Below are 23,666 nucleotides of genomic sequence, written 5' to 3' on the forward strand. Positions count from 1 at the left end.
CCGACCGGGTTCAGGTTTTTTTTGCAGCGGTTGCGAGCAGCGTAAAGAGCAAAGCCCACAGCAGGGCCAGCCCGACCAGGCTTGGCCACAGGGCGTAACCGAAGCTTACCCCGGCCAGCTGACTGCCTGCGAAATAAGACATCGGACCGCCGACGGCCCCCAGTAACGCTGCGAGCCACCGAGGTTGGGTGCTCCAAGCCAGGCAATGACGCAGCGTGGTTGCCAACAGCGCCCATAGCATCACTAACCACAGCGGAATCAACGGACCAGGCTCACTGAACTGAAAAAAGCCGACGGTGCGTAACGACGTATCGACCAACGTGCCCAGCAAGGTCACGCCCAGGATCAACCTGCCGTCTTGCGCCCATGAACTTATCCACAGCAGATGAATGCCCAGTACAGCCAGCCCTACCAGTAACCATAAGCTGTCACCGCCGAGCACACAGGCGAACCAGCCGCACTGAAACAGCACGGCATTGGCCAATGTCTTAAGCACTGAAGCGCCCAAGCAACGGCGGGTTGATCGCCGACGGTTTGGCCAGCAGCAATTGCGCGGTGCCAATGGTGCGCTCCATAAAGCCGCCTTCGCAGTAACACAGGTAAAACTCCCACAGCCGAAGGAAGTATTCGTCGTAGCCCAATTCGGCGAGGCGGCCATGGGCGCGGCGAAAATTCTCATGCCACAGGCGCAAGGTTCGCGCGTAATGCAGGCCGAAATCCTCCATGTGCAGCAGGTTCATATCGGTGTCGCGGCTGACGATGTGCAGCATGTTCTGCACACAGGGCAAAGCGCCGCCTGGGAAGATATAGCGCTGGATGAAATCCACACTGCGCTTGGCCTGTTCAAAGCGTTGCTCACGAATGGTGATGGCTTGCAGCAACATCAGGCCGTCACTTTTGAGCAGGTGCGCGCACTGTTTGAAGTAGGTCGGCAGAAAGCGATGGCCCACTGCTTCGATCATCTCGATGGACACCAGCTTGTCGTACTGGCCGGTCAGGTCGCGGTAATCCTTCAGCAACAAGGTGACTTGGCTTTGCAGCCCCAGGGCCTCGATGCGTTTTTCAGTGTAGGCAAACTGTTCCTTGGACAAGGTCGTGGTGGTGACCTTGCAGCCGTAATGCTGCGCCGCATACAGCGCCATGCTGCCCCAGCCGGTGCCGATTTCCAGCAGGTGGTCGCTGGGCTTGAGCGCCAGCTTCTGGCAGATGCGCTCAAGCTTGTTCAGTTGCGCCTGCTCCAGCGTGTCGTCGGGGGTCAAGAATTGCGCCGCCGAGTACATCATGGTTGGGTCGAGGAATTCTTCGAACAGGTCGTTGCCGAGGTCGTAGTGGGCGGCGATGTTTTTTTGCGAACCCTTGTGTGTGTTGCGATTGAGCCAGTGCAGGCCTTGGGTGAACGGCCGGGCCAGGCGTGCGAGGCCGCCTTCCATCGCATCCAGCACATCCAGGTTGCTGACCATCACGCGCACCACGGCGGTCAGGTCCGGGCTGCTCCAGTAACCGTGAATAAACGCCTCGCCAGCGCCAATAGAACCGTTGGCCGCCACCAGGCCCCACACGGCGGGGTCGAGGATCTGGATCTCTCCCAGCAAGTGCGCTTCGCGCGCGCCGAATACTTGCTGCTCGCCATCCTCGATCACCACCAACTGGCCATGGCGCAATTGGCTGAGTTGGCGCAGTACGCCTTTGCGCAACAGTGCGGTGGTCATGCCGTTGACGTTCAGGCGGTTGGCCTTGACCGATACGTTAGGGGATTTCATGGCGGCGATCCTTGGAATAACCGACTGCGGTGCGGGAGGCGCCATCGGCGGCCCGGTGAGGAAAAATCGGTGTGCGTTTAAGCAACAGGCGCATGGCTTGCCAGTAGATCGCCAGGCAGGTCTTGGCGGTCATCCAGGGGAAGCGCCTTAGGTAACGATGCAAACTGGTGCGGTTCAGCGCTTCCTTGTGCAGGCTCAAGGTGGCGTCGAACACTTTCAGCTCGCCCTGCCAGTCGGCCATGTGCACGCCGAGTTTGGCGGCGGGTGCGCTGAAGCTCATGCGGTATTCCAGATCGCGCGGCAAAAACGGCGACACATGGAAGGCCTTGGCCACGGCGAAGTGCTGGTGTTCATCTGCGCCGAGGGTCTGGGCGGGCAGCACGTAGTGATAGCGCTCGCGCCATGGGGTGTTGGTCACTTCACACAGGATCGCGGCCAGACGTCCGTCGGCCTCGAAGCAGTAGAAGAAACTCACAGGGTTAAAAGCCAGGCCCCAACTGCGAGCCTGGGTCAGTAGGCAGATAACGCCCTGAGGTGTACGCCCCAGTGCCTTGCCGACTTCCTGGCGCACGGCATCGCTCAAGCTCATGCCGGTGCGCGTCAATTCACGCAGGTAATCCTGTTGGCGAAAACCAAAGGGCGCCAGCCAACTGCGCCCGGCCAGGGGCGACAGCCCAAGCACTTCGTGTTCTTCGCTCAAGTCCAGGTACAGCAGGCCGATGCGGTAGCGAAAGGCGTGGGCCTTGGGCGCAAATCGGCGATGGGCAATCCAGCCGCTGTACAGGGCGCTGTTCACAGGGTTTCCCCAAACGCCTGGGCGACGCGCAAAGCGCTGACCACGCCGTCTTCGTGGAAACCGTTGGCCCAGTAGGCACCGCAATAGAAGGTGTTACGCACGCCAGACACTTCCTCCCAACGGCCTTGGGCCGCCACCGCTGCCAGGCTGTATTGCGGATGGGCGTAGGTGTAGCGCGCCAGGACCTTCAGCGGGTTGATCGTCGACGTCTGGTTCAGGCTCACGCAAAAGGTCGTGGCGCTGTCGATGCCTTGCAGGATGTTCATGTCATAGGTCACCGCCGCCGGCGCCTGCCCATTGCCGGTCAGCCGATAATTCCAGCTGGCCCAGGCCAGTTTGCGGTCGGGCAGCAGGCGGGTGTCGGTGTGCAGCACCACTTCGTTATCGGCATAGGGCAGGGCGCCAAGGACCGCTTGTTCGGCTGGGCTTGGATCGGCCAGCAGCGCCAGGGCCTGGTCGCTGTGGCAGGCGAAGACCACTCGATCAAATGCCTCGCTGCCGGCCGGGCTGTGGATAACCACGCCTTCGTCGGTACGCTCAACGTTATGCACAGGGCAATTGAGGCGGATCTGTTCGCGGAAGCTGCGGGTCAGCGGTTCGATGTAACGGCTGGAGCCACCCTCGATCACGCACCATTGCGGGCGGTTATTCACCGAGAGCAAGCCGTGATTCTTAAAGAAGCGCACAAAGAACTGCAAGGGGAAGGCAAGCATGTCAGCCAGGGACATCGACCAGATCGCCGCGCCCATCGGCACGATGTAGTGCCGGATAAACCGCTCGCCGTAGTGACCGGCGTTGAGGTAGTCACCCAGGGTCATTTCGGCGCTGATGCGTTGGTCTTGCAGGTCCAGCGGTGCCTGGCGATTGAAGCGCAAGATGTCGCGCAACATGCCCCAGAAGCCCGGCGAAAGGATATTGCGACGCTGGGCAAACAGGCTGTTGAGGTTGTTGCCGTTGTACTCGAACCCCGTCTGCTCATCGCACACCGAAAAGCTCATCTCGGTAGGTTTGAACGTTACCCCTATCTGCTCCAGCAGGCGGATGAAGTTGGGGTAGGTCCAGTCGTTAAACACGATGAAGCCGGTGTCTACCGCGTAGCTTTTGCCCTCGACGGTCACGTTGACCGTGTGGGTATGCCCGCCAATACGATCACCCGCTTCGAACAGCGTAATCTCATGCTGGCGGCTGAGCAGGTAAGCACTGGTCAGCCCCGCGATGCCGCTGCCGATGATGGCGATCTTCACAGGTCGTCCTTTTTCGGCGGCGGGCTGCGCAACATGCGTTTACCGATGATCAACTGCGCGCGATTCGGCAATTTCGACAGCGGCCAGAGGGTGGCGATAAAGAGTGCAGGAAAGGCGATTTCCAGCGGGCGTTTTTCCAGCTTGGCGAAGATGTGCCGCGCGGCTTTGTCCGCCGACCAACTGAGGGGCATGGGGAAGTCGTTGCGTTCGGTCAGCGGCGTGTCGACAAAGCCTGGGCTGATCACGGTAACGTCGATGTTTTCCGGCGAAAGGCTGATGCGCAGTGCCTCGAACAGGTAGCGCAAGCCGGCCTTGGACGCGCCATAGGCTTCAGCGCGAGGCATCGGCAGGTAAGTCACGGCGCTGGCGACACCCACCAGATGGGGGCTGCGCCCTGCCCGCAAAAGCGGCAGGGCTGCTTCGATGCAATAGCTGCTTGCCAGTAGATTGGTGCGCACCACGTGCTCGATGATTGATGAATCAAACTGCTTGGCGTCCACATATTCACAGGTGCCGGCATTGAGGATCACCGTGTCCAGGGAACCCCAGGCCACGCCGATATGTTCGCCGATCTCGCGCACGGTCTGGCTGTTGGTCAGGTCGCCGGCCACCACCAGCACTTGGCCCGGGTAACGTTGGGCGAGCGCTTCCAAAGGCTCTTTGGTGCGGGAGCTGAGTGCGACGTGTGCGCCGCTGTTGAGCAGCTCCACGGCCAGCGCTGCACCGATACCACTGCTGGCGCCGGTCAGCCAATAACGACGGGGCGGTACTGCGTTCATCCCACTCTCCTTTTCAGCCAGCTGACGAGTCTGCCCAGTACCGGCAAATGTTCGTACAGCATGGCGCCGGCATCGAAGTAGTCACGGTGGCGGTACACCTTGTCACGCCACATCAAGTGCGAGCAGCCTTCCACCCGAATCACCTTGCCCTTGGCCAGGCGCGGGTGGCAGAAACTCATTTTCCAGCGCAGGTAACCTTCGCCCTCGGCCACTTGGTCGAAACCGTGGAAGTCGAAGCGTAGCTGGCTGACGTTGCCATACAACTCGCTGAAGTAACGGTGCAAGTCGGGCAGCCCATGGACTTCGTGGAGCGGGTCGGTAAAGGCGATGTCCTTGCTGTACAAGCTGTCGAGCAGGTGCAGGTTGTGCTTGTCCAGCGTGGCAAAGGCCTGGGCGAAGCGGCGCAGGAAATCACTCATATTCGCCCCCTGCGGCTTGTCGCGAGGGCAGGCTACGGAAGGCGGCCAGGGCGCGTTCGCGGGATTTTTTCAGGTCGACAATCGATCTTGGGTAGTCGGCCACGCCGAACAAACCACCGGCGGCATCCGGGTTGTGCACGTCCTTTTTATTCAGTGCGGCAAGTTCCGGCAGCCAGTGCTTGATGAAGACGCCTTCGCTGTCGAATTTTTCCGACTGGCTCAAAGGGCTGAAAATCCGGAAGTACGGCGCCGAGTCGGTGCCGGTGGATGAACTCCACTGCCAGCCGCCGTTATTAGCGGCCAGGTCACCATCAATCAGATGGCGCATAAAGAAGCGCTCGCCTTCGCGCCAATCGATCAGCAGATTTTTAGTCAGGAACATCGCCACGACCATGCGCAGGCGGTTGTGCATCCAGCCAGTTTCAAGCAGTTGACGCATGGCCGCGTCGATGATCGGCAGGCCGGTGCGCGCTGCCTGCCACGCGGCGAGATCTTTGGGTGCATTGCGCCAGGCCACGGCTTCGGTTTCGGGGCGGAACGCACGGTGGCGCGACACCCGTGGGTAACCCACCAGGATGTGCTTGTAGAACTCGCGCCACAGCAATTCGTTGATCCAGGTGATGGCGCCCATGTCGCCACTCTCGAACTCGCCACCGTTGGTTTGTAACGCGGCGTGCAGGCATTGGCGCGGCGAAATCACCCCCGCCGCGAGGTAGGCAGAGAGCTGGCTGGTGCCGGGCTTGGCCGGGAAGTCACGCTCGTCCTTGTAGTAGCTGATCTGCTGGTCGGCGAAGGCGTCGAGGCGCCGCTGGGCCTCGTCTTCACCGGCGGGCCAGAGCGCACGCAGCGTGTCGCTGGGCGGCTCGAAACCTTCGACCGTGTTCGGGATGGGGTCGCTTTTCAGCTTGAGCGCAGCCTGGGCCTTTGGCGCAGCGACCCTCTGGGGTAACGCGCTGTGCAGGCGGGTGTAGCAGACCTTGCGGAACTGGCTGTACACCTGAAAGTAAGTGCCGGTCTTGGTCAGCACACTGCCAGGCTGGAAGAACAATTGATCCAAGTAGCTGTGGAAAGTGACGCCTGCCTCTTCCAACGCCTTGGACACTGCCGCATCGCGACGGCTTTCATGAATGCCGTATTCCTCGTTGACGTGCACCGACTCCACCGAGAGTTCGCGGCACAGCGTGCTCAGCACGCTGGGCGCCTGGTCCCAGGTGGCGGCGGTGCGAATTAGCAGGGGAATGTTCAGCTCGCCCAGCGTTTTACTCAGCGCCTGCAGGTTGCGCAGCCAGAAATCCACTTTGCACGGCGCATCGTCGTGGGCCAGCCATTGCTCGGGTGTGATCAGGTAGACGGCCGCCATCGGACCCCGCTGGCTCGCGGCGGTCAGGGCGGTGTTGTCGTGTTGGCGCAAGTCTGTGCGCAGCCAGATCAGATGCATTTAAAGAAGTCCACGCTGGATCAGTAGCTGATGAGCCGACAACGGCTCTTCGGCGACGAGCAACTCAGGGATGTCATGGGTTAATACCGCCAACTCCGCCTGATGGATGCACACCGTTGGTCCGACGATCAACTTAGGGCAACTGATGCCGCCCAGAAGTTTCGCGAACGTCGACAACTGCAGCGCCTTGCTCGAATACAGCAACACCGCGCGCGGCCGCAGGTGTTCCACCGCCAGGGCCAGCTCGCCGACGGGCAGCGGCCAGTCGAACACTTCCACCGGGCAGTCGGCACTGCTGGCCAGCCAGGCGCTGAGCCACAAATGCGGTTCCAGCGGCAGGTCGGACTGGTTGACCAGCAGCAATGGCGCACCCTGCAGCTGGCGATTGTTGTGGTAGATGCGCGCACCAAACTTGCTGCGCAGCCAGGACAAGAAAAATACCCGTTCCATCTGCGCGCGGAATTGACCTTGCCAACGCTGCTCCAGCTCCTGCAACAGCGGTAACAGCAGTTGCTCGCACAAGGTGCGTGGCGGGTACAGTGCCATGGCCTGGTTGAAGGCGTCGTCGACCCGGCGCTCAGTCAATTCACTGATGGCGTGCACCAGGTTCTGGCGCAGGGTGTGCCATTCATTTTCTACGGCATTGGGAGTGGCCTGGGCGGAGTCGATCAGGCCTTTGACTTGGCTGACCGGCACGCCACGATTGAGCCAGGTGAGAATGGTGTGGATGCGTTGCACATGCTCGGCGCTGAACAGCCGGTGGCCCTTGGGCGTGCGCTGGGGCACGATCAGGCCGTAACGGCGCTCCCAGGCGCGCAGGGTCACGGCATTAACGCCGGTCTGGCGCGCCACTTCGCGGATTGGCAGCCAGCCTTCCTGGAGGGCTTGGGCGATGTCTTCGCCGGGTTCGTCTAGCAGGGCGGCTCTCATGGTCTAGATCGCATTTCGCAGGCTGAGGTTTTCCGGGTGCGGTTGCAGGTAGGCCTGCTGCGCGATGTAGCGGTCCGGGTGTTGGCGGAAGTGGTGCTTTAGCAGGGTCAACGGCACCACCAGCGGTACGATACCGTGGCGGTATTGGCCGATGACGGTTTGCATTTCCTGCTTATCGTCGGCGCTGATGGCCTGCTTGAGGTAGCCGCTGATGTGTTGCAATACATTTGTGTGGGTGCCACGGGTCGCGCATTTGCTCAGGCCGGTCATCAGGTCGCTGAAATAACAGCTGGCCAATTCGTCGAGGTTGGCGCCCTTGGTCATGCTGCCCAGCAGGTGGCCAAGGCTTTTGTAATGCGCCGGGCTGTGGGCCATCAACAAGTATTTGTAGCGCGAATGAAAGGCCAGCAAACGGTGGCGGGTCAGTCCTACGGCCAGCAGTTGTTGCCAACTGGCGTAGACGAATACACGGGCCAGGAAGTTTTCCCGCAGCACGGGGTCATTCAGCCGACCGTCTTCTTCCACCGGCAGGTTAGGGTGGCGTGCACAAAATGCCTGGGCGTAGATGCCACGCCCGCCTCCGTCCACCGGGGTGCCGTTGTCGCGGTACACCTTGACCCGCTCCAGGCCACAGGACGGCGATTTTTGCATAAAGATGTAGCCACACAGGTCGGTGTGTTCCGCGGCCATTTGCTGGCCGTAGTCGTCCAGCGGTTGGGTCACGTTCAGTGCGCGATTAACGGTGCCGACGGCTTGCGGATTGGCCGCGTCGCCCACCAGGCGGATCGGTTCGCGGGGGATACCCAGGCCGATCGCCACTTCAGGGCACAACGGCACAAAGTCGAAATAGTCAGCGAGGGTCTGACTGCACAGCAGTGATTGTTTATGGCCGCCGTTGAAGCGCACGTTTTCGCCCAGCAGGCAGGCGCTGATGGCGATCTTCGGTTTGGTAGTGCTGGACATAAACCAACCCTCTGCAAGGTTCCTGTACAAGATAAAAATGTTGTACAACTAAACCTCATCATAGGTTCGGTGCTGTACAAGTCAAATTATTTGTACAAGTTTTGCGTGCGGTCTATTTCCAGCCGATTTTCCAGGCGTCGATATCTTGCAGGGTTTGCCAGGGCAGGCGTTCGCTGCGCCGGGTCATGACGGCTTGCAGTTCGATTTCCAGTACGGTGCCTTCATCGTCGCGAAACAATTCGGTGACCAGAAAGTGTTTTTCCTTGTTTCGGGGGCGTGCTGCTGTCCACTTCGACAGCAGCAATTTGGCGGGATTGATACGGTTCATTGCAGGTGCTCGATCAGGCGTCGCGCGGCTTCCTGGCCGCTGAGCCATGCGCCCTCGACGCGGCCCGACAGGCACCAGTCGCCACACACATATAGGCCGAGGTCGGCATCAGCCAGCACGCCGAATTCGTGGCTGCTGGATGGTCGTGCGTAGAGCCAGCGGTGCGCCAGGCTGAACGACGGCGCGGGCATGGCGCTGTGCAGCAGTTCGGCGAAAGCACCGTGCAGGTGCTCGATCACGGCCTCTCTGGACAGGTCCAGGTGGGCCTTGCTCCAGGCACTGGTGGCGTGCAATACCCAGGTGTCGAGTGTGGCGTCGCGCCCTGGTTTGCTGCGGTTGCGCGCCAGCCAATCGAGGGGGCTATCTTGTACAAAGCAGCCTTGCATGGGCGTATCCAGTGGGGTGTCGAACGCCAGGGCGATGGCCCAGGTCGGGTCCATTTTCACCCCGGCGGCGGCGCTCGCCAGCTTGGGAGCGGCGGCCAGCAGCGCGGTGGCTTGCGGAGCCGGGGTGGCGATGATCACGTGGCTGAACGGGCCGTGGTTCTCGCCGTCGGCGTCCAACAGGTTCCAGTGTTGTTTGCCCTGGAACACTTCGGTGATGCGGCAACCAAACGCCACCGGCAGGTCGTCGAGCAGGGCGCGGGTGATCGCGCTCATGCGGGGAGTGCCGACCCAGCGGATCTGTTCATCGGGGGAGGGTGTGAGTTGGCCGGACTTGAAGTTGTACAGCTGGGGCTTCCATTGCTCGGCCCAACCGTTACTTTGCCAGCGCTGGACTTCGTTGACGAAGCGCCGGTCGCGGGCGGTGAAGTACTGCGCACCCATGTCCAGGGCACCGGCATCGCTGCGCTTGCTGGACATGCGGCCACCGCTGCCGCGGCTTTTATCGAAGAGTTGTACAACGTGCCCCGCGTCTTGTAACGCTCGGGCGGCGGAGAGACCGGCGATGCCGGTGCCGATGATCGCGATGGGAACAGTCATGGGAGGCCTCGTTTTACCGTTGGGTACAGACTACGCCGACACCAATAGCTGTACAATATTGTTTTTTGGTATAAGTTTTGGCTTACCTGTTCTTACGGCGTGACCTATGGTTAACCCAGAGGCTTAATCCAACGTTACGCCCGTTCAAATTGATCCCTGCTTATAAAATAGACCAGTGATCGGCGGCGAACGTTACATGAGGAGCGTCCCATGCACATTTTGCTGACCGGCGGTACTGGCCTGATCGGCCGCCAACTCTGCCAACACTGGCTTGCACAGGGCCATCGCCTGACGGTGTGGAGTCGTCATCCGGACCAGGTCGCCAAGTCGTGTGGCGACCAGGTGTCGGGGGTTGGTCGCCTACAAGAGGTTATCGGCCCGGTGGATGCGGTCATTAACCTCGCCGGCGCCGCCATCGCCGATCGCCCCTGGACCCACAAGCGCAAGGCCTTGCTGTGGAGCAGTCGTATCAGCCTCACCGAAACCTTGCTGGCGTGGCTTGAAGGCCTGGCACAAAAACCAGCGGTGTTGATTTCCGGCTCGGCGGTGGGCTGGTATGGCGATGGCGGTGAACGCGAATTGACCGAAGCCAGCGGCCCCGTGCAGGACGATTTCTCCAGCCAGCTGTGCATCGCCTGGGAGGAAACCGCCCAGCGCGCCGAAGTCTTGGGCATTCGCGTAGTGCTGGTACGTACCGGGCTGGTGCTGGCGGCTGAGGGCGGCTTTTTGTCGCGGCTGTTGCTGCCTTTCAAACTGGCGCTGGGCGGGCCTATCGGTAATGGTCGGCAGTGGATGCCGTGGGTCCATATAAAGGATCAAATCGCCCTGATTGATTTTCTTCTGCACAAGCCTGACGCCGGCGGTCCTTATAATGCCTGCGCGCCACACCCGGTGCGCAATCGCGAGTTTGCGAAAACCCTGGGCCAGGTGCTGCACCGCCCGGCGTTCATGCCGATGCCGGCCTTTGCGTTGAAGGTGGGCCTGGGCGAGTTGTCCGGCCTTTTGTTGGGTGGGCAGAAGGCGGTGCCCGAACGGTTACTGGCCGCTGGTTTCACTTTCCAGTTCACTGAGTTGCGCGCGGCTCTGGACGACTTGTCCAGCCGCCTCTAGAGATAGGATGTTGCATGACGGATCACGCGTTGTTACTGGTCAATCTGGGCTCGCCAAAGTCCACTTCGGTGGCCGATGTGCGCAGCTACCTCAATCAATTCCTGATGGACCCTTATGTGATCGACCTGCCGTGGCCGGTGCGGCGCTTGCTGGTGTCGCTGATCCTGATCAAGCGCCCCGAGCAGTCGGCGCACGCCTACGCCTCCATCTGGTGGGACGAGGGCTCGCCGCTGGTGGTGCTCAGCCGCCGTCTGCAACAGCAGATGACCACGCAGTGGACCCAAGGCCCGGTGGAGTTGGCGATGCGCTACGGCGAGCCGTCCATTGGAACTGTGCTGACGCGCCTCGCCGCCCAAGGCATCCGCAAAGTGACCTTGGCGCCGTTGTATCCGCAGTTTGCCGACAGCACGGTGACCACTGTGATTGAAGAGGCCAAGCGGGTTGTACGCGATAAACAGTTGGACGTGCAATTCTCGATCTTGCAGCCGTTCTACGATCAGCCGGAATACCTTGATGCTCTCGCGGCGAGCGTGCGGTCCTATGTGGAGCAGGATTACGATCACCTGCTGCTGAGTTTTCACGGCCTGCCCGAGCGCCATCTGACCAAGCTCGACCCGACGGGCCAGCATTGCTTCAAGGACGCCGATTGCTGCAAGAACGCATCGGCTGAGGTGCTGCAGACATGCTACCGCGCGCAATGCTTCAGCGTCGCCCGCGATTTCGCCGAACGGCTGGGCTTGCCGGAGGGCAAATGGTCGGTGGCCTTCCAATCGCGCCTGGGTCGGGCGAAGTGGATCGAACCCTACACCGAAGCCCGCCTGGAAGCCTTGGCCCAGCAAGGTGTGAAAAAGCTGCTGGTGATGTGCCCGGCGTTTGTCGCCGATTGCATCGAGACGCTGGAAGAGATCGGCGATCGCGGGCTGGAGCAGTTCCGCGAGGCTGGGGGCGAAGAGTTGGTGCTGGTGCCGTGCCTGAATGATGATCCGCAGTGGGCGAAGGCGCTCAATACCTTGTGTGAAAGAGCGCCCACGACGCTATAACTTAAGCCGAATGACATCAAACTGTGGGAGCGGGCTTGCTCGCGAATCGTCGCTCCGGCGCTCCCACATTTTTTACTGTGTTTACAGCTTGAGGGTCAGGCTGACCGTGAGATTGCGCGGCTCACCCGGATTGATCCAATAGCTGCTGTAGGACCGCTCGTAGTACTTCTCATCAAACAGGTTGTTTAAGTTCAAACCCACGGTGACATTCTCCGTGGCTTTGTAATGGGCCAGCAGATCCACCGTGTGGTAAGCCGGCAGTTCGAAACGCGTACCAGCTTCACCGGAACGATCGCCCACGTAGGTAAACGCTGCACCCACATCGGATCCGCGCAACGCGCCATCCTGAAACTCATACACCCCCAACAGACTGCCGCTGCGCTTGGCCACGCCGAGAATCCGGCTGCCGGCTGGAATGGCTTTGTCGCCCTTGGTGACTTGGGCGTCGATGTAGGCAAACGCGCCGATCACCCGTACCGCATCGGTCACTTGCCCGGTCAGTTGCAGGTCAAAGCCCTGGCTGCGCGCTTTGCCCATGGCGCGATTCAGGTTGGTGGCAGGGTCCAGGGCCAGCACGTTTTCCTTTTCGATATGGAACGCGGCGAGGGTGGCGCTGAGGCGGTCGTCGAACAGCTCGCTCTTGATCCCCACTTCATAACCCACGCCTTCTTCCGGCTTGAAGGTTCTGCCATTGGCATCCAGGCCGCTGTTGGGTTTGAACGAGGTAGAGGCGTTGGCGAACACGCCGACGTCGGGCGTTAGCTGGTAGAGCAGGCCAGCGCGTTGGGTAAAGGCGTCGTGGGTTTGCCGGCTCTTGGCGTGATTGCGTGTGAAGTCGTCGGTGCTTTGTTCGAAATGCTCGAAGCGCGCGCCAACCATGCCGCGCAAGCGATCGGTGAAGATGATCTGGTCTTGCAGGTTCAGTGCCTGGCTTTTGGTCTGTTCGAAGAAGTCGGTGCCGGAGCGCACGCCGTTGGGTTTGGCCTTGCCGTAGACCGGGTTGTAGATGTCGATGGCATAGTCGCTGCCGCCGATAGCCATCACGCGTTCCTTCTTGCGGTAGTCCTCGTATTCAGTGCCGACCAGCAGCTCATGCTGCCAGCTGCCAATGTCGAACAACCCACGCAGTTCAAGCTGGGTAATGCTGTCGTGCCAACCCATGGAGCGTTCGCGATAGCGGCGGTTGATAGTGTGGCCGTCGGGGTTCAGTGTGCGGTTTTCCGAAGCGTCGCCCCACAGGCTGCCTTGTTTGTAGTGGCTGGCCAGGCGCAGTTTCCAGGCGTCGCTGAGGTGATGTTCCAGCGTGGCCTGGATGCGGTTGTTGTGGTTGTCGATGTCGCCATCATTGGGCTCGCCGAGGAAGGTGGAGCGCGATACGCCGCTGGCGTCGACGATGCCGCGGTCGAAGGTAGAGCTGTGGCGGACGAATTCGCTTTCCACCAGCAAGCTCGTATCCGGGTCCAGTTGCCAACTGAACGAGGGCGCGACGAATACCCGCTTGCTCTGCACGTGATCGCGGAAGCTGTGGTTGTCTTCCACGGCCAGGTTGACCCGCGATAGCACGTTGCCTTCGCTGTCCAGCGGGGTGTTCACATCCACGGCGGTGCGGTAGCGGTCCCAACTGCCGGCGCTGGTTTGCACGGTGGTGAAGGCTTCCGGTTGAGGCTTCTTGGTGACGATATTCACTGTGCCGCCGGGGTCGCCACGTCCATACAGGCTGGCGGCGGGACCCTTGAGTACTTCAATGCGCTCGATGTTGGCCGTATCCGGTGTGCTCGGGTAGCCGCGGTTGGCGCTGAAGCCGTCCTGGTAGAACTCTGACGTGGTGAAGCCGCGCACACTGTATTCGTAGAGGGTGAGGCCGCCGAAGTTGTTTTGCTTGGACACACCGCCGGCAAATTCCAAGGCACGTTCCACGTTGTTACTGCCCAGGTCGTTGAGCACTGTGGCGGGAATCACGCTGATGGATTGTGGGATGTCACGAATGGCAGTGTCGGTTTTTGTCGCGCTGGCGGAGCGGGTGGCGCGGTAGCCGTTGACCGGGCCGGTGGCGGATTCATAGGCATCGGTGGTGACACTGATGGTGTCGAGTTCCAGGGTGTTTTCTTCAGCGAAAGCGGGTTCGAGCAGCAAGCCTAAGGCCAGGCCAGCCAAGGGCGCGATTTTTCGAGACGGCATGATAGAGCGTTCCAATAGCGATATTGAAACAATATAACATGACCAATGAGAGTGGATTGCTTTGAAACATAAACTTACAGGTGTCCTCTAGCGGACACCTGTATGAGTCGGCTTATTCCTCTTCTTTAACCGGCGCGGGCGGAGGGCGCAGGCCTATTTCTGCCAGTAGCTTGATCTCCTTGCCGTTGCGCATGACCTGGATCGCCACCTTGTCGGTCGGCTTGATCCGCGCGACCTGGTTCATCGACTTGCGGCCATCGCCTGCCGGTTCGCCGTTGATGCTGAGGATCACATCGCCCAGATGCAGGCCGGCTTTCTGCGCCGGGCCATCGCGGAAGATCCCGGCGACCACAATGCCTGGGCGCCCGGTCAAGCCAAACGATTCGGCCAGCTCCTTGGTCAACGGCTGTACTTCAATCCCCAACCAGCCGCGAATCACTTGGCCGTGCTCGATGATCGATTTCATCACTTCCATCGCCAGCTTTACCGGGATCGCAAACCCGATGCCCTGTGACCCGCCAGACTTGGAGAAAATCGCCGTGTTGATGCCGGTCAGGTTGCCATTGGCATCCACCAGTGCACCGCCCGAGTTGCCCGGGTTGATCGCGGCGTCGGTCTGGATGAAGTCTTCGTAGCTGTTGAGGCCCAATTGGTTACGCCCGGTAGCGCTGATAATGCCCATGGTCACCGTCTGGCCCACCCCGAACGGGTTGCCGATGGCCAGCGCCACGTCACCTACTCGCAAGCCGTCGGAACGGCCGAGGGTGATGGAGGGCAGGCTTTTCAAATCGATCTTCAGGACCGCGAGGTCGGTTTCCGGGTCGCTGCCCACTACGCGCGCCAGGGTTTCACGGCCGTCACGCAGGGCCACGACGATCTGGTCGGCGCCGGTTGTCACGTGGTTGTTGGTAAGGATGTAGCCTTCCGGGCTCATGATCACCCCGGAACCCAGGCTGGATTCCATGCGGCGTTGCTTGGGCCCGTTGTCACCGAAATAGCGGCGGAACTGCGGGTCCTCAAACAGTGGGTGCGCCGGTTTGTTGATGACCTTGGTGGTGTACAGGTTAACCACGGCAGGGGCGGCAATAACCACCGCATCGGCATAAGTCACCGGACCTTGCACCACCGCGTTGGTTTGCGGCGCCTGTTGCAGGTTCACATCAAGGCTGGGTAGACCCACCAGCTCGGGGAAACGCTGAATAATCAGCATCGCGATCAGCACGCCAGCCAACAATGGCCATCCAAAAAAACGCAGCGCCTTGAGCATCAAGTAAGTCCTGACAGGTTGCAGGGGGCGGGAGAGCGCCCATAATGTCGCGCATTATACGAGGCTGCGAGCGCCTTCGAACGGGATATTTAGGAGTCTTTTATGGCCGTCCCCCTTACCACCCTCGTCGAGGAAGCAGACCGCTACCTCGGCAGCGCAAAAATTGCTGATTATTGCCCCAATGGCCTGCAGGTCGAGGGCCGCCCGCAGGTGATGCGCATCGTGAGCGGCGTGACCGCAAGCCAAGCCTTGCTGGACGCGGCGGTTGAAGCCCAGGCCGACCTGATCCTGGTGCACCACGGCTATTTCTGGAAAGGCGAAAACCCTTGTATCACCGGCATGAAACAGCGCCGCTTGAAGACGCTGCTCAAGCACGATATCAGCCTGTTGGCCTACCATCTGCCACTGGACCTGCACCCCGACGTCGGCAACAACGTGCAGTTGGCGCGTCAGCTCGACATCACCGTCGAAGGCCCAATGGACCCGAACAACCCCAAAGTCGTCGGCCTGGTCGGCTCCCTTGCCGAGCCCCTGTTGCCCCGCGACTTTGCCCGCCGGGTGCAAGAAGTCATGGGGCGCGAGCCGCTGTTGATCGAAGGCAGCGAAATGATCCGCCGCGTCGGCTGGTGCACCGGCGGTGGTCAGGGCTATATCGACAACGCGATTGCTGTCGGCGTCGACCTGTTCCTGAGCGGCGAGGCCTCGGAGCAGACCTTCCACAGCGCCCGCGAAAACGACATCAGCTTCATCGCCGCCGGCCACCATGCGACTGAGCGCTATGGTGTGCAGGCGCTGGGCGATTACCTGGCGCGGCGCTTCGCGCTGGAACATATTTTCATCGATTGCCCTAACCCGATCTGAGCCTCACCACGGGACAAACTGTGGGCGCTGGCTTACCTGCGAACGCATCGCTGCGGTTCACCTGACTGACCGCGGTGCTTGCATCACAGGCAAGCCAGCAGCCACAGGAAGCCCAAACTTGGGGGCATATTCATATACCGTTTCGATCTAGCTGGCGCCCTGAATAGAAGCAGGTGCTGTGCTAGCATGCCCCGCTCGAACACGGCCCGCTGGCCGTCCACAAGATCGTTTTTCCGTGAGTAACCATGGTCGACAAACTGACGCATCTGAAACAGCTGGAGGCGGAAAGCATCCACATCATCCGCGAGGTCGCCGCCGAGTTCGACAACCCGGTGATGCTCTACTCGATCGGTAAAGACTCCGCCGTGATGCTGCATCTGGCACGCAAGGCCTTCTTCCCGGGCAAACTGCCGTTCCCAGTGATGCACGTCGACACCCGCTGGAAATTCCAGGAAATGTACAAGTTCCGCGACAAAATGGTCGAAGAGCTTGGCCTGGACCTGATCACCCACATCAACCCGGATGGCGTGGCGCAGGGCATCAACCCGTTCACCCACGGCAGCGCCAAGCACACCGACATCATGAAGACCGAAGGCCTCAAGCAGGCCCTGGACAAGCATGGTTTCGACGCAGCATTCGGCGGTGCCCGTCGCGATGAAGAGAAATCCCGCGCCAAAGAGCGCGTGTACTCGTTCCGCGACAGCAAGCACCGCTGGGACCCGAAAAACCAGCGCCCGGAGCTGTGGAACGTCTACAACGGCAACGTCAACAAGGGCGAATCCATCCGCGTGTTCCCGCTGTCCAACTGGACCGAGCTGGACATCTGGCAGTACATCTACCTGGAAGGCATCCCGATCGTACCGCTGTACTTCGCCGCCGAGCGCGACGTGATCGAGAAGAACGGCACGTTGATCATGATCGACGACGACCGCATCCTCGAACACCTGTCCGACGAAGACAAAGCCCGAATCGTCAAAAAGAAAGTCCGTTTCCGTACCCTTGGCTGCTACCCATTGACGGGCGCGGTGGAGTCCGAAGCCGAGACGCTGACGGACATCATTCAGGAAATGCTCCTGACGCGAACTTCCGAGCGCCAGGGCCGTGTCATCGACCACGATGGCGCAGGCTCGATGGAAGATAAAAAACGGCAGGGGTATTTCTAAGCTTCGAGTTACAAGCTCCAAGCTGCAAGTTAAGGGCGGTATACGTAATTTTGTAGCTTGGTGCTTGCAGCCGGTTGTTGCGAGCCGCGATTGAGTGACTCGTAATGGATTTCGAGAAGTTGGTTGTTTGGCAGAGAAGCAAGAGTTTAGCGGTGGGAATCTATCGAGAGTTTGCGCAGTGCCGGGATCTGGGCTTCAAGGATCAGATTACCCGCTCAGCGCTTTCAGTGCCCTCCAACATTGCTGAAGGCATGGAGCGTTGCAGTGACAAAGAAAAGATCCGTTTTCTTTGGATTGCGAAGGCCTCTTATGGAGAGTTGCGTACGCAGATTCTCATCGGTAGTGACATTGCCTACATCGCCCAGCCGCTGGCTGATAACTGGATTACAGAAACTCGCGAGCTCTCAAAAATGCTCTGCGGCCTGATCAACAAAATTTCTGACTAGCTGTACGCCGACAAGCTTGCCGCTTGAAGCTTACAGCTCGGAGCTTAAACACAATGAGCCATCAATCTGATTTGATCAGCGAGGACATCCTCGCTTACCTGGGCCAGCACGAGCGCAAGGAAATGTTGCGCTTCCTGACCTGCGGCAACGTCGACGACGGCAAGAGCACCCTGATCGGGCGCCTGCTGCACGACTCCAAGATGATCTACGAAGATCACCTGGAAGCCATCACCCGCGATTCGAAGAAGTCCGGCACCACTGGGGACGACATCGACCTGGCGTTGCTGGTCGACGGCCTGCAGGCTGAGCGTGAGCAAGGCATCACCATTGATGTTGCCTATCGCTACTTCTCTACCGCCAAGCGCAAATTCATCATCGCCGACACCCCCGGCCATGAGCAGTACACCCGCAACATGGCCACCGGAGCGTCCACCTGTGACCTGGCGATCATCCTGATCGACGCCCGCTACGGCGTGCAGACCCAGACCCGACGCCACAGCTATATCGCCTCGTTGCTGGGCATCAAGCACATCGTGATCGCCGTCAACAAGATGGACATCAATGGCTTTGACCAAAGCGTATTCGAGTCGATCAAGGCCGATTACCTGAAGTTTGCCGATGGCATTGCCTTCAAGCCGAGCACCATGGCCTTTGTGCCGATGTCGGCGCTCAAAGGCGATAACGTGGTCAACAAGAGCGAGCGTTCGCCCTGGTACACCGGGCAGTCGCTGATGGAGATCCTCGAAACCGTCGAGATCGCCAACGACCGCAACTACACTGACCTGCGTTTCCCGGTGCAGTACGTCAACCGTCCGAACCTGAACTTCCGTGGTTTCGCCGGCACCCTGGCCAGCGGCATCGTGCACAAGGGCGACGAAGTCGTGGTGCTGCCGTCGGGCAAGAGCAGCCGCGTCAAATCCATTGTCACCTTTGAAGGGGAGTTGGAGCACGCCGGCCCTGGTCAAGCAGTGACGCTGACCATGGAAGACGAGATCGACATTTCCCGTGGCGACCTGTTGGTACATGCCGACAACGTGCCGCAAGTGACCGACGCTTTCGACGCCATGCTGGTGTGGATGGCCGAAGAACCGATGCTGCCGGGCAAGAAATACGACATCAAGCGCGCCACAAGCTACGTGCCGGGTTCCATCACCAGCATCGTGCACCGTGTGGATGTGAACACCTTGGCCGAAGGCCCGGCGAGTTCGCTGCAGTTGAACGAGATTGGCCGGGTCAAGGTCAGCCTCGACGCGGCCATCGCCCTGGACGGTTACGACAGCAACCGCACCACCGGTGCGTTCATCGTCATCGACCGCTTGACCAACGGCACTGTGGCCGCGGGCATGATCATCGCACCGCCAGTCACTCACGGCAGCGCGTCGCAGCACGGCAGGCTGGCCCACGTGGCCACCGAAGAACGTGCCCTGCGCTTCGGCCAGCAGCCGGCCACCGTTTTGTTCAGCGGCCTGTCCGGCGCCGGCAAGAGCACCTTGGCCTACGCAGTTGAGCGCAAGCTGTTCGACATGGGCCGTGCGGTGTTTGTACTGGACGGCCAGAACCTGCGTCACGACCTCAACAAAGGTTTGCCGCAGGACCGTGCCGGGCGCACCGAGAACTGGCGTCGTGCCGCTCACGTGGCGCGTCAGTTCAACGAAGCGGGCCTGCTGACCCTGGCCGCGTTCGTCGCACCCGATGCCGAAGGCCGTGAACAGGCCAAGGCGCTGATCGGCGATGACCGTCTGCTGACGGTGTACGTGCAAGCGTCACCGCTGGTGTGTGCCGAGCGTGATCCGCAAGGCCTGTACGCGGCGGGTGGGGATAACATCCCTGGCGAGTCCTTCCCGTATGACGTGCCGTTGAATGCCGATCTGGTCATCGACACCCAGGCCCTGTCGCTGGAAGACAGCGTCAAGCAAGTGCTGGAGTTGTTGCGTCAGCGCGGCGCGATCTAAGAGGGGAGCAGTGACAAGCTGCTAGTTTCAAGCGGCAAGAAAAAGCCCGCCACCGAGTCATCGGTGGCGGGCTTTTTACATTATCAAGCCCGCTCCCCCATTTTGATCACTGTTTGCCTGGGAATTCTGTGTGCAGTTTCTCCAGCAATTGATCCTTCTCTTCCCACAACCGATTGATCCACCCCTGGAACGCCAGCCGATACTCCCCCTCCTGCTCATAATTCTTTCCAATGAACTCAGCCGGGATCTGCACCTCTTCAAACTGCACCACCACGTCCTTCACATTCCCGCACAGCAAATCCCAATACCCAGGGCGCCCGGTAGGGTAGTGAATGGTCACGTTGACCAATGACTTCAATTGCTCACCCATCGCGTCCAGCACAAACGCGATACCGCCGGCCTTGGGCTTGAGCAAATAGCGAAACGGCGAGTTCTGCTGCGCATGCTTACCGGGGGTAAACCGCGTGCCTTCGGCAAAGTTGAAAATTCCCACCGGGTTGTCGCGAAACTTCGCACAAGTCTTGCGCGTAGTTTCCAGGTCCTTGCCTTTTTTCTCCGGGTGTTTTTCCAGATAAGCCTTGGTGTAGCGCTTCATGAACGGGAAGCCCAGCGCCCACCATGCCAGGCCGATGACCGGCACCCAGATCAGCTCCTGCTTGAGGAAGAACTTCAGCGGGCGGATCCGACGGTTCAGCACATATTGCAGCACCATGATGTCGACCCAGCTCTGGTGATTGCTGGTCACCAGGTAGGAGTGCTGGTAATCCAGGCCCTCGAGGCCTTTAAGGTGCCAGCGCGTGCGCCGGACCAGGTTCATCCAGCCCTTGTTGTTGGTGACCCAGGCCTCATGTGTGTGGTTCATCAGCCATTCGCTGAAACCCTTGGCAAACGGCAGCGCCTTGAACAGTGCGACGATAAACAAGAACGAGCACAGCAGGATCGTGTTCAGCGCCAGCAACAGCGATGCGATCACCCCGCGCACGGCGGCAGGTAGAAAATCCAGCATTTAGATATCCATAGGTCGGTTGGCGGCTTGGATCGCGGTGAGCGCGATCGTGTACACAATGTCGTCCACCTGGGCGCCACGCGGCAGGTCGTTGACAGGTTTGCGCAGGCCTTGGAGCATCGGCCCCAGGCTCACGCAATCGGCGCTGCGTTGTACCGCTTTGTGGGTGGTGTTGCCGGTGTTCAGGTCGGGGAACACGAACACCGTGGCCTTGCCGGCAACCAGGCTGTCGGGGGCCAGTTGGCGGGCCACGGCTTCGTTGGCCGCGGCATCGTATTGCAGCGGGCCGTCGATCAGCAGTGAGCTTTGCTGTTCATGGGCGAGCAGGGTGGCTTCGCGGACTTTCTCCACTTCCTCGCCGCTGGCCGAGTCGCCGCTGGAATAGCTGATCATCGCCACGCGCGGCGTGATGCCGAAGGCAGCGGCCGAGTCAGCGCTTTGCAGGGCGATCTCCGCCAGTTCGGCGGCGCTCGGGTGCGGGTTCATCACACAGTCGCCGTACACCAGCACCTGCTCAGGGAACAGCATGAAAAACACCGACGACACCAGCGTGCAACCCGGTGCGGTCTTGATCAACTGCAGGGCAGGGCGGATGGTATTGGCGGTGGAGTGGATAACGCCGGAAACCAGCCCGTCCACTTCATCCAGCGCGAGCATCATGGTGGCGATCACCACGGTGTCTTCCAGTTGCTGCTCGGCCATCGGCGCGTTGAGGCTCTTGCTCTTACGCAGCGCGACCATCGGTTCCACATAGCGCTGGCGGATCAGGTCCGGGTCGAGAATCTCCAGCCCTTCGGGCAATTCGATGCCTTGGGCGCGGGCGACCGCTTCCACATCCGCCGGCTTGGCCAGCAACACGCAGCGAGCAATGCCGCGTGCCTGGCAGATGGCGGCGGCTTGTACGGTCAGCGGTTCGCTGCCTTCCGGCAACACAATGCGCTTGTTGGCGGCCTGGGCACGCTGGATCAGCTGGTAGCGGAACACCGCCGGCGACAGGCGCATCTCCCGCGGCGTGCCGCAACGCTGGTGCAGCCAGCGCGCATCGAGGTGACTGGCGACGAAATCGGTGATGATTTCCGCGCGCTCGCGGTCATCGATGGGAATTTCTTTATTGAGGCTGTTGAGCTGGTTGGCAGTGTCGTAGGAACCGGTGCTCACCGACAGCACCGGCAGGCCGGCCTGGAATGCGCCTCGGCATAAATCCATGATGCGCGGGTCTGGCAGGGTGTCGCTGGTGAGCAACAGGCCTGCCAGCGGCACGCCATTGATCGCGGCCAGGCTGACGGCGAGGATGATGTCGTCGCGGTCGCCGGGTGTGACCACCAGCACGCCGGGCTTGAGCAATTCCACGGTATTTCGCATGGTGCGGGCGCAGATGATGATTTTGGTCATGCGGCGGGTTTCGTAGTCGCCGGCGTTGAGGATCTGCGCGCCCATCAGGTCGGCCACGTCGCGGGTGCGTGGGGCGTTGAGTTCGGGCTGGTAGGGGATGCAGCCCAGCAGGCGGAAATCACCGCTGCGCAACAGGGGCGAATGTTCCTTGAGGCGCGCGGAGAAGGCTTCCATGCTTTCGTCGGTGCGCACCTTGTTAAGGATCACGCCGAGTACTTTCGGGTCTTTCGGGCCGCCGAACAGTTGCGCCTGCAATTCCACGCGGCCGGAGAGTTCGGTGAGCACTTCGTTTTCCGGAGCCGAGACCAAGATCACTTCCGCATCCAGGCTCTTCGCCAGGTGCAGGTTGACCCGCGCTGCATAGCTGGCGCTGCGGGTCGGCACCATGCCTTCGACGATCAGCACGTCCTTTCCCACAGCGGCCTGTTGGTACAGCGTGATGATTTCTTCCAGCAACTCGTCGAGCTGGCCGTCGCCAAGCATCCGCTCGACATGGGCCAGGCCCAGGGGTTGTGGCGGCTTGAGGCCGTGGGTGCGCGCTATCAGTTCGGTGGAGCGTTCAGGGCCAGTGTCGCCCGGGTGTGGTTGAGCAATCGGTTTGAAAAAGCCGACTTTCAGCCCGGCTCGCTCAAGGGTACGCACCAGCCCAAGGCTGATGGAGGTCAGACCCACACCAAAATCGGTGGGCGCGATAAAAAAAGTTTGCATGCGAATTCTCTGGAGTTGCATGGCTTGGGTGGCGCTCTATGGCTGAGCGTCTACCGCGAATCAGATGCCAAGGTTATCGTTATTCGTGCACTTGCGCACACCAGCCGCAGGCAAAGGGCTGGCCTATTTTTTCAATACGTTGCGCGGGGTCAAGCACCCAGGCGCGCGACTGCCAGGGCGGCTGGTGGCGCAGGTGCTGAGTGTGGCCGCAGGAAAGCTCGGCAACCCAGTGCCGGTCTTCATCCTGATGAAAGCCGGTGATCGCCGAGTGGCTTGTCTGACCCCGTCCGTCCGGGTTCTGTTCGCTTTCGGGCAAATCCTTGTTTAGACTTGTCCGTTCTTCATTCTTATGCAAAAGGTCTCGCCCCATGACGATCGCCGCTAACAAGGCTGTCTCCATCGACTATACCCTGACCAATGACGCTGGTGAGGTCATCGACAGTTCCGCCGGCGGCGCGCCGCTGGTCTACCTGCAAGGCGCAGGTAACATTATCCCAGGCCTGGAAAAGGCGCTGGAAGGCAAGAGCGTCGGTGATGAGCTGACTGTTGCCGTAGAACCTGAAGATGCCTACGGCGAATACTCGGCCGAGTTGGTCAGCACGCTGAGCCGCAGCATGTTCGAAGGCGTTGACGAACTGGAAGTAGGCATGCAGTTCCACGCCTCCGCTCCGGACGGCCAAATGCAGATCGTCACCATCCGTGACCTGGACGGCGACGACGTTACCGTCGACGGCAACCACCCTCTGGCTGGCCAGCGCCTGAACTTCCAAGTGAAGATCGTTGCCATCCGCGACGCTTCTGAGGAAGAAGTGGCTCACGGCCACGTCCACGGTGAAGGCGGTCATCACCACTGATTGATGCATTGATCAGTTGCTAGCAAAAACGCCCCGACTGGTTCGGGGC

The 23,666-nt window shown here is 60.5% G+C and carries 23 protein-coding genes; 7 read left to right on the top strand and 16 right to left on the bottom strand.

Annotation, left to right across the window (positions count from 1 at the left end; all coding sequences use genetic code 11):
* Positions 1-10: 10 nt before the first annotated feature.
* The 11 genes from AACY08_RS04600 to AACY08_RS04650 form a co-directional block, all read right to left on the bottom strand.
* Positions 11-496, bottom strand: coding sequence for a DUF2878 domain-containing protein (locus tag AACY08_RS04600; protein ID WP_339456662.1), 486 nt, complete (start codon positions 494-496; stop codon positions 11-13).
* Complete coding sequence (locus AACY08_RS04605; protein WP_339468357.1) at positions 489-1,760, bottom strand: cyclopropane-fatty-acyl-phospholipid synthase family protein; 1,272 nt, start codon at positions 1,758-1,760, stop codon at positions 489-491. The genes AACY08_RS04600 and AACY08_RS04605 overlap by 8 nt, the downstream gene beginning before the upstream one ends.
* Positions 1,747-2,556, bottom strand: coding sequence for a DUF1365 domain-containing protein (locus tag AACY08_RS04610; RefSeq protein ID WP_339427188.1), 810 nt, complete (start codon positions 2,554-2,556; stop codon positions 1,747-1,749). The genes AACY08_RS04605 and AACY08_RS04610 overlap by 14 nt, the downstream gene beginning before the upstream one ends.
* Positions 2,553-3,800 carry an NAD(P)/FAD-dependent oxidoreductase gene (locus AACY08_RS04615; protein WP_339468358.1) on the bottom strand — a complete coding sequence of 416 codons (1,248 nt, stop codon included), beginning with the start codon at positions 3,798-3,800 and terminating at the stop codon, positions 2,553-2,555. The genes AACY08_RS04610 and AACY08_RS04615 overlap by 4 nt, the downstream gene beginning before the upstream one ends.
* Positions 3,797-4,579, bottom strand: a complete 783-nt coding sequence (locus tag AACY08_RS04620; RefSeq protein ID WP_339419575.1) for an SDR family NAD(P)-dependent oxidoreductase — start codon at positions 4,577-4,579, stop codon at positions 3,797-3,799. The genes AACY08_RS04615 and AACY08_RS04620 overlap by 4 nt, the downstream gene beginning before the upstream one ends.
* Positions 4,576-4,998: a nuclear transport factor 2 family protein gene (locus AACY08_RS04625; protein ID WP_339468359.1), complete on the bottom strand. Its 423-nt coding sequence runs from the start codon at positions 4,996-4,998 to the stop codon at positions 4,576-4,578. Before AACY08_RS04625 ends, AACY08_RS04620 begins: the two co-directional genes overlap by 4 nt.
* Positions 4,991-6,436, bottom strand: a complete 1,446-nt coding sequence (gene phrB / locus AACY08_RS04630; RefSeq protein ID WP_339468360.1) for a deoxyribodipyrimidine photo-lyase — start codon at positions 6,434-6,436, stop codon at positions 4,991-4,993. The genes AACY08_RS04625 and phrB overlap by 8 nt, the downstream gene beginning before the upstream one ends.
* Positions 6,437-7,366: a MerR family transcriptional regulator gene (locus tag AACY08_RS04635; protein WP_339468361.1), complete on the bottom strand. Its 930-nt coding sequence runs from the start codon at positions 7,364-7,366 to the stop codon at positions 6,437-6,439.
* A gap of 3 nt (positions 7,367-7,369) precedes the next feature.
* Positions 7,370-8,329 carry a YbgA family protein gene (locus AACY08_RS04640; RefSeq protein ID WP_339468362.1) on the bottom strand — a complete coding sequence of 320 codons (960 nt, stop codon included), beginning with the start codon at positions 8,327-8,329 and terminating at the stop codon, positions 7,370-7,372.
* Between the two features lie 112 nt (positions 8,330-8,441).
* Positions 8,442-8,657, bottom strand: coding sequence for a TIGR02450 family Trp-rich protein (locus AACY08_RS04645; protein WP_049710090.1), 216 nt, complete (start codon positions 8,655-8,657; stop codon positions 8,442-8,444).
* Complete coding sequence (locus AACY08_RS04650; RefSeq protein ID WP_339419564.1) at positions 8,654-9,640, bottom strand: NAD(P)/FAD-dependent oxidoreductase; 987 nt, start codon at positions 9,638-9,640, stop codon at positions 8,654-8,656. The genes AACY08_RS04645 and AACY08_RS04650 overlap by 4 nt, the downstream gene beginning before the upstream one ends.
* A 210-nt stretch (positions 9,641-9,850) precedes the next feature.
* On the opposite strand from AACY08_RS04650, the gene AACY08_RS04655 reads away from it, so the two are divergent.
* On the top strand, positions 9,851-10,750 hold the full coding sequence (locus tag AACY08_RS04655; protein WP_339468363.1) for a TIGR01777 family oxidoreductase: 900 nt from the start codon (positions 9,851-9,853) through the stop codon (positions 10,748-10,750).
* 14 nt (positions 10,751-10,764) lie between these two features.
* Positions 10,765-11,790, top strand: coding sequence for a ferrochelatase (hemH, locus tag AACY08_RS04660; protein ID WP_339468364.1), 1,026 nt, complete (start codon positions 10,765-10,767; stop codon positions 11,788-11,790).
* An 81-nt stretch (positions 11,791-11,871) separates the two neighbouring features.
* Here the strand turns inward: hemH and AACY08_RS04665 are convergent, their stop codons facing one another.
* Positions 11,872-13,968, bottom strand: a complete 2,097-nt coding sequence (locus AACY08_RS04665) for a TonB-dependent siderophore receptor (protein WP_339468365.1) — start codon at positions 13,966-13,968, stop codon at positions 11,872-11,874.
* A gap of 112 nt (positions 13,969-14,080) precedes the next feature.
* On the bottom strand, positions 14,081-15,235 hold the full coding sequence (gene algW, locus AACY08_RS04670; protein ID WP_339468366.1) for a Do family serine endopeptidase AlgW: 1,155 nt from the start codon (positions 15,233-15,235) through the stop codon (positions 14,081-14,083).
* Positions 15,236-15,337: 102 nt separating this feature from the next.
* Here algW and AACY08_RS04675 point away from each other — a divergent pair, with 102 nt between their 5' ends.
* The 4 genes from AACY08_RS04675 to cysN all read left to right on the top strand — a co-directional run bounded on the left by AACY08_RS04675 (position 15,338) and on the right by cysN (position 19,657).
* Entirely contained in the window at positions 15,338-16,096 is a 759-nt protein-coding gene (locus AACY08_RS04675; RefSeq protein WP_339468367.1) for a Nif3-like dinuclear metal center hexameric protein, read from the top strand.
* A 245-nt stretch (positions 16,097-16,341) separates the two neighbouring features.
* Entirely contained in the window at positions 16,342-17,259 is a 918-nt protein-coding gene (gene cysD, locus AACY08_RS04680) for a sulfate adenylyltransferase subunit CysD (protein WP_049710083.1), read from the top strand.
* Between the two features lie 104 nt (positions 17,260-17,363).
* Positions 17,364-17,705 (top strand): four helix bundle protein, encoded by a 342-nt coding sequence (locus AACY08_RS04685; RefSeq protein ID WP_339468368.1) that lies wholly within the window; start codon positions 17,364-17,366, stop codon positions 17,703-17,705.
* 53 nt (positions 17,706-17,758) lie between these two features.
* Complete coding sequence (cysN, locus tag AACY08_RS04690) at positions 17,759-19,657, top strand: sulfate adenylyltransferase subunit CysN (RefSeq protein ID WP_339468369.1); 1,899 nt, start codon at positions 17,759-17,761, stop codon at positions 19,655-19,657.
* A 106-nt stretch (positions 19,658-19,763) separates the two neighbouring features.
* Here the strand turns inward: cysN and AACY08_RS04695 are convergent, their stop codons facing one another.
* The 3 genes from AACY08_RS04695 to AACY08_RS04705 all read right to left on the bottom strand — a co-directional run bounded on the left by AACY08_RS04695 (position 19,764) and on the right by AACY08_RS04705 (position 23,133).
* Positions 19,764-20,663, bottom strand: a complete 900-nt coding sequence (locus AACY08_RS04695; RefSeq protein ID WP_339468370.1) for an acyltransferase — start codon at positions 20,661-20,663, stop codon at positions 19,764-19,766.
* Positions 20,664-22,763 (bottom strand): phosphate acetyltransferase, encoded by a 2,100-nt coding sequence (gene pta, locus AACY08_RS04700; RefSeq protein ID WP_049710079.1) that lies wholly within the window; start codon positions 22,761-22,763, stop codon positions 20,664-20,666. It lies immediately after the preceding gene.
* Between the two features lie 79 nt (positions 22,764-22,842).
* On the bottom strand, positions 22,843-23,133 hold the full coding sequence (locus tag AACY08_RS04705) for a DUF3565 domain-containing protein (protein WP_339419699.1): 291 nt from the start codon (positions 23,131-23,133) through the stop codon (positions 22,843-22,845).
* Here AACY08_RS04705 and AACY08_RS04710 point away from each other — a divergent pair.
* Positions 23,132-23,617 carry an FKBP-type peptidyl-prolyl cis-trans isomerase gene (locus tag AACY08_RS04710; RefSeq protein WP_058412780.1) on the top strand — a complete coding sequence of 162 codons (486 nt, stop codon included), beginning with the start codon at positions 23,132-23,134 and terminating at the stop codon, positions 23,615-23,617. The genes AACY08_RS04705 and AACY08_RS04710 overlap by 2 nt on opposite strands.
* Positions 23,618-23,666: the final 49 nt, after the last annotated feature.

Origin of the sequence: Pseudomonas sp. EL_65y_Pfl1_R83, from assembly GCF_963970695.1 — a bacterium.
Lineage (GTDB): Bacteria > Pseudomonadota > Gammaproteobacteria > Pseudomonadales > Pseudomonadaceae > Aquipseudomonas > Aquipseudomonas tritici.

Excerpts from the sequence above, each read along its gene's own strand:
- AACY08_RS04675 (WP_339468367.1), top strand. The coding sequence starts at position 15,338 with ATGGCCGTCCCCCTTACCACCCTCGTCGAGGAAGCAGACCGCTACCTC.
- algW (WP_339468366.1), bottom strand. The coding sequence starts at position 15,235 with ATGCTCAAGGCGCTGCGTTTTTTTGGATGGCCATTGTTGGCTGGCGTG.
- AACY08_RS04710 (WP_058412780.1), top strand. The coding sequence starts at position 23,132 with ATGACGATCGCCGCTAACAAGGCTGTCTCCATCGACTATACCCTGACC.
- phrB (WP_339468360.1), bottom strand. The coding sequence starts at position 6,436 with ATGCATCTGATCTGGCTGCGCACAGACTTGCGCCAACACGACAACACC.
- hemH (WP_339468364.1), top strand. The coding sequence starts at position 10,765 with ATGACGGATCACGCGTTGTTACTGGTCAATCTGGGCTCGCCAAAGTCC.
- AACY08_RS04605 (WP_339468357.1), bottom strand. The coding sequence starts at position 1,760 with ATGAAATCCCCTAACGTATCGGTCAAGGCCAACCGCCTGAACGTCAAC.
- AACY08_RS04640 (WP_339468362.1), bottom strand. The coding sequence starts at position 8,329 with ATGTCCAGCACTACCAAACCGAAGATCGCCATCAGCGCCTGCCTGCTG.
- AACY08_RS04705 (WP_339419699.1), bottom strand. The coding sequence starts at position 23,133 with ATGGGGCGAGACCTTTTGCATAAGAATGAAGAACGGACAAGTCTAAAC.
- AACY08_RS04625 (WP_339468359.1), bottom strand. The coding sequence starts at position 4,998 with ATGAGTGATTTCCTGCGCCGCTTCGCCCAGGCCTTTGCCACGCTGGAC.
- AACY08_RS04655 (WP_339468363.1), top strand. The coding sequence starts at position 9,851 with ATGCACATTTTGCTGACCGGCGGTACTGGCCTGATCGGCCGCCAACTC.
- AACY08_RS04695 (WP_339468370.1), bottom strand. The coding sequence starts at position 20,663 with ATGCTGGATTTTCTACCTGCCGCCGTGCGCGGGGTGATCGCATCGCTG.
- AACY08_RS04665 (WP_339468365.1), bottom strand. The coding sequence starts at position 13,968 with ATGCCGTCTCGAAAAATCGCGCCCTTGGCTGGCCTGGCCTTAGGCTTG.
- AACY08_RS04620 (WP_339419575.1), bottom strand. The coding sequence starts at position 4,579 with ATGAACGCAGTACCGCCCCGTCGTTATTGGCTGACCGGCGCCAGCAGT.
- AACY08_RS04650 (WP_339419564.1), bottom strand. The coding sequence starts at position 9,640 with ATGACTGTTCCCATCGCGATCATCGGCACCGGCATCGCCGGTCTCTCC.
- cysN (WP_339468369.1), top strand. The coding sequence starts at position 17,759 with ATGAGCCATCAATCTGATTTGATCAGCGAGGACATCCTCGCTTACCTG.
- AACY08_RS04635 (WP_339468361.1), bottom strand. The coding sequence starts at position 7,366 with ATGAGAGCCGCCCTGCTAGACGAACCCGGCGAAGACATCGCCCAAGCC.
- AACY08_RS04645 (WP_049710090.1), bottom strand. The coding sequence starts at position 8,657 with ATGAACCGTATCAATCCCGCCAAATTGCTGCTGTCGAAGTGGACAGCA.
- AACY08_RS04685 (WP_339468368.1), top strand. The coding sequence starts at position 17,364 with ATGGATTTCGAGAAGTTGGTTGTTTGGCAGAGAAGCAAGAGTTTAGCG.
- pta (WP_049710079.1), bottom strand. The coding sequence starts at position 22,763 with ATGCAAACTTTTTTTATCGCGCCCACCGATTTTGGTGTGGGTCTGACC.
- cysD (WP_049710083.1), top strand. The coding sequence starts at position 16,342 with ATGGTCGACAAACTGACGCATCTGAAACAGCTGGAGGCGGAAAGCATC.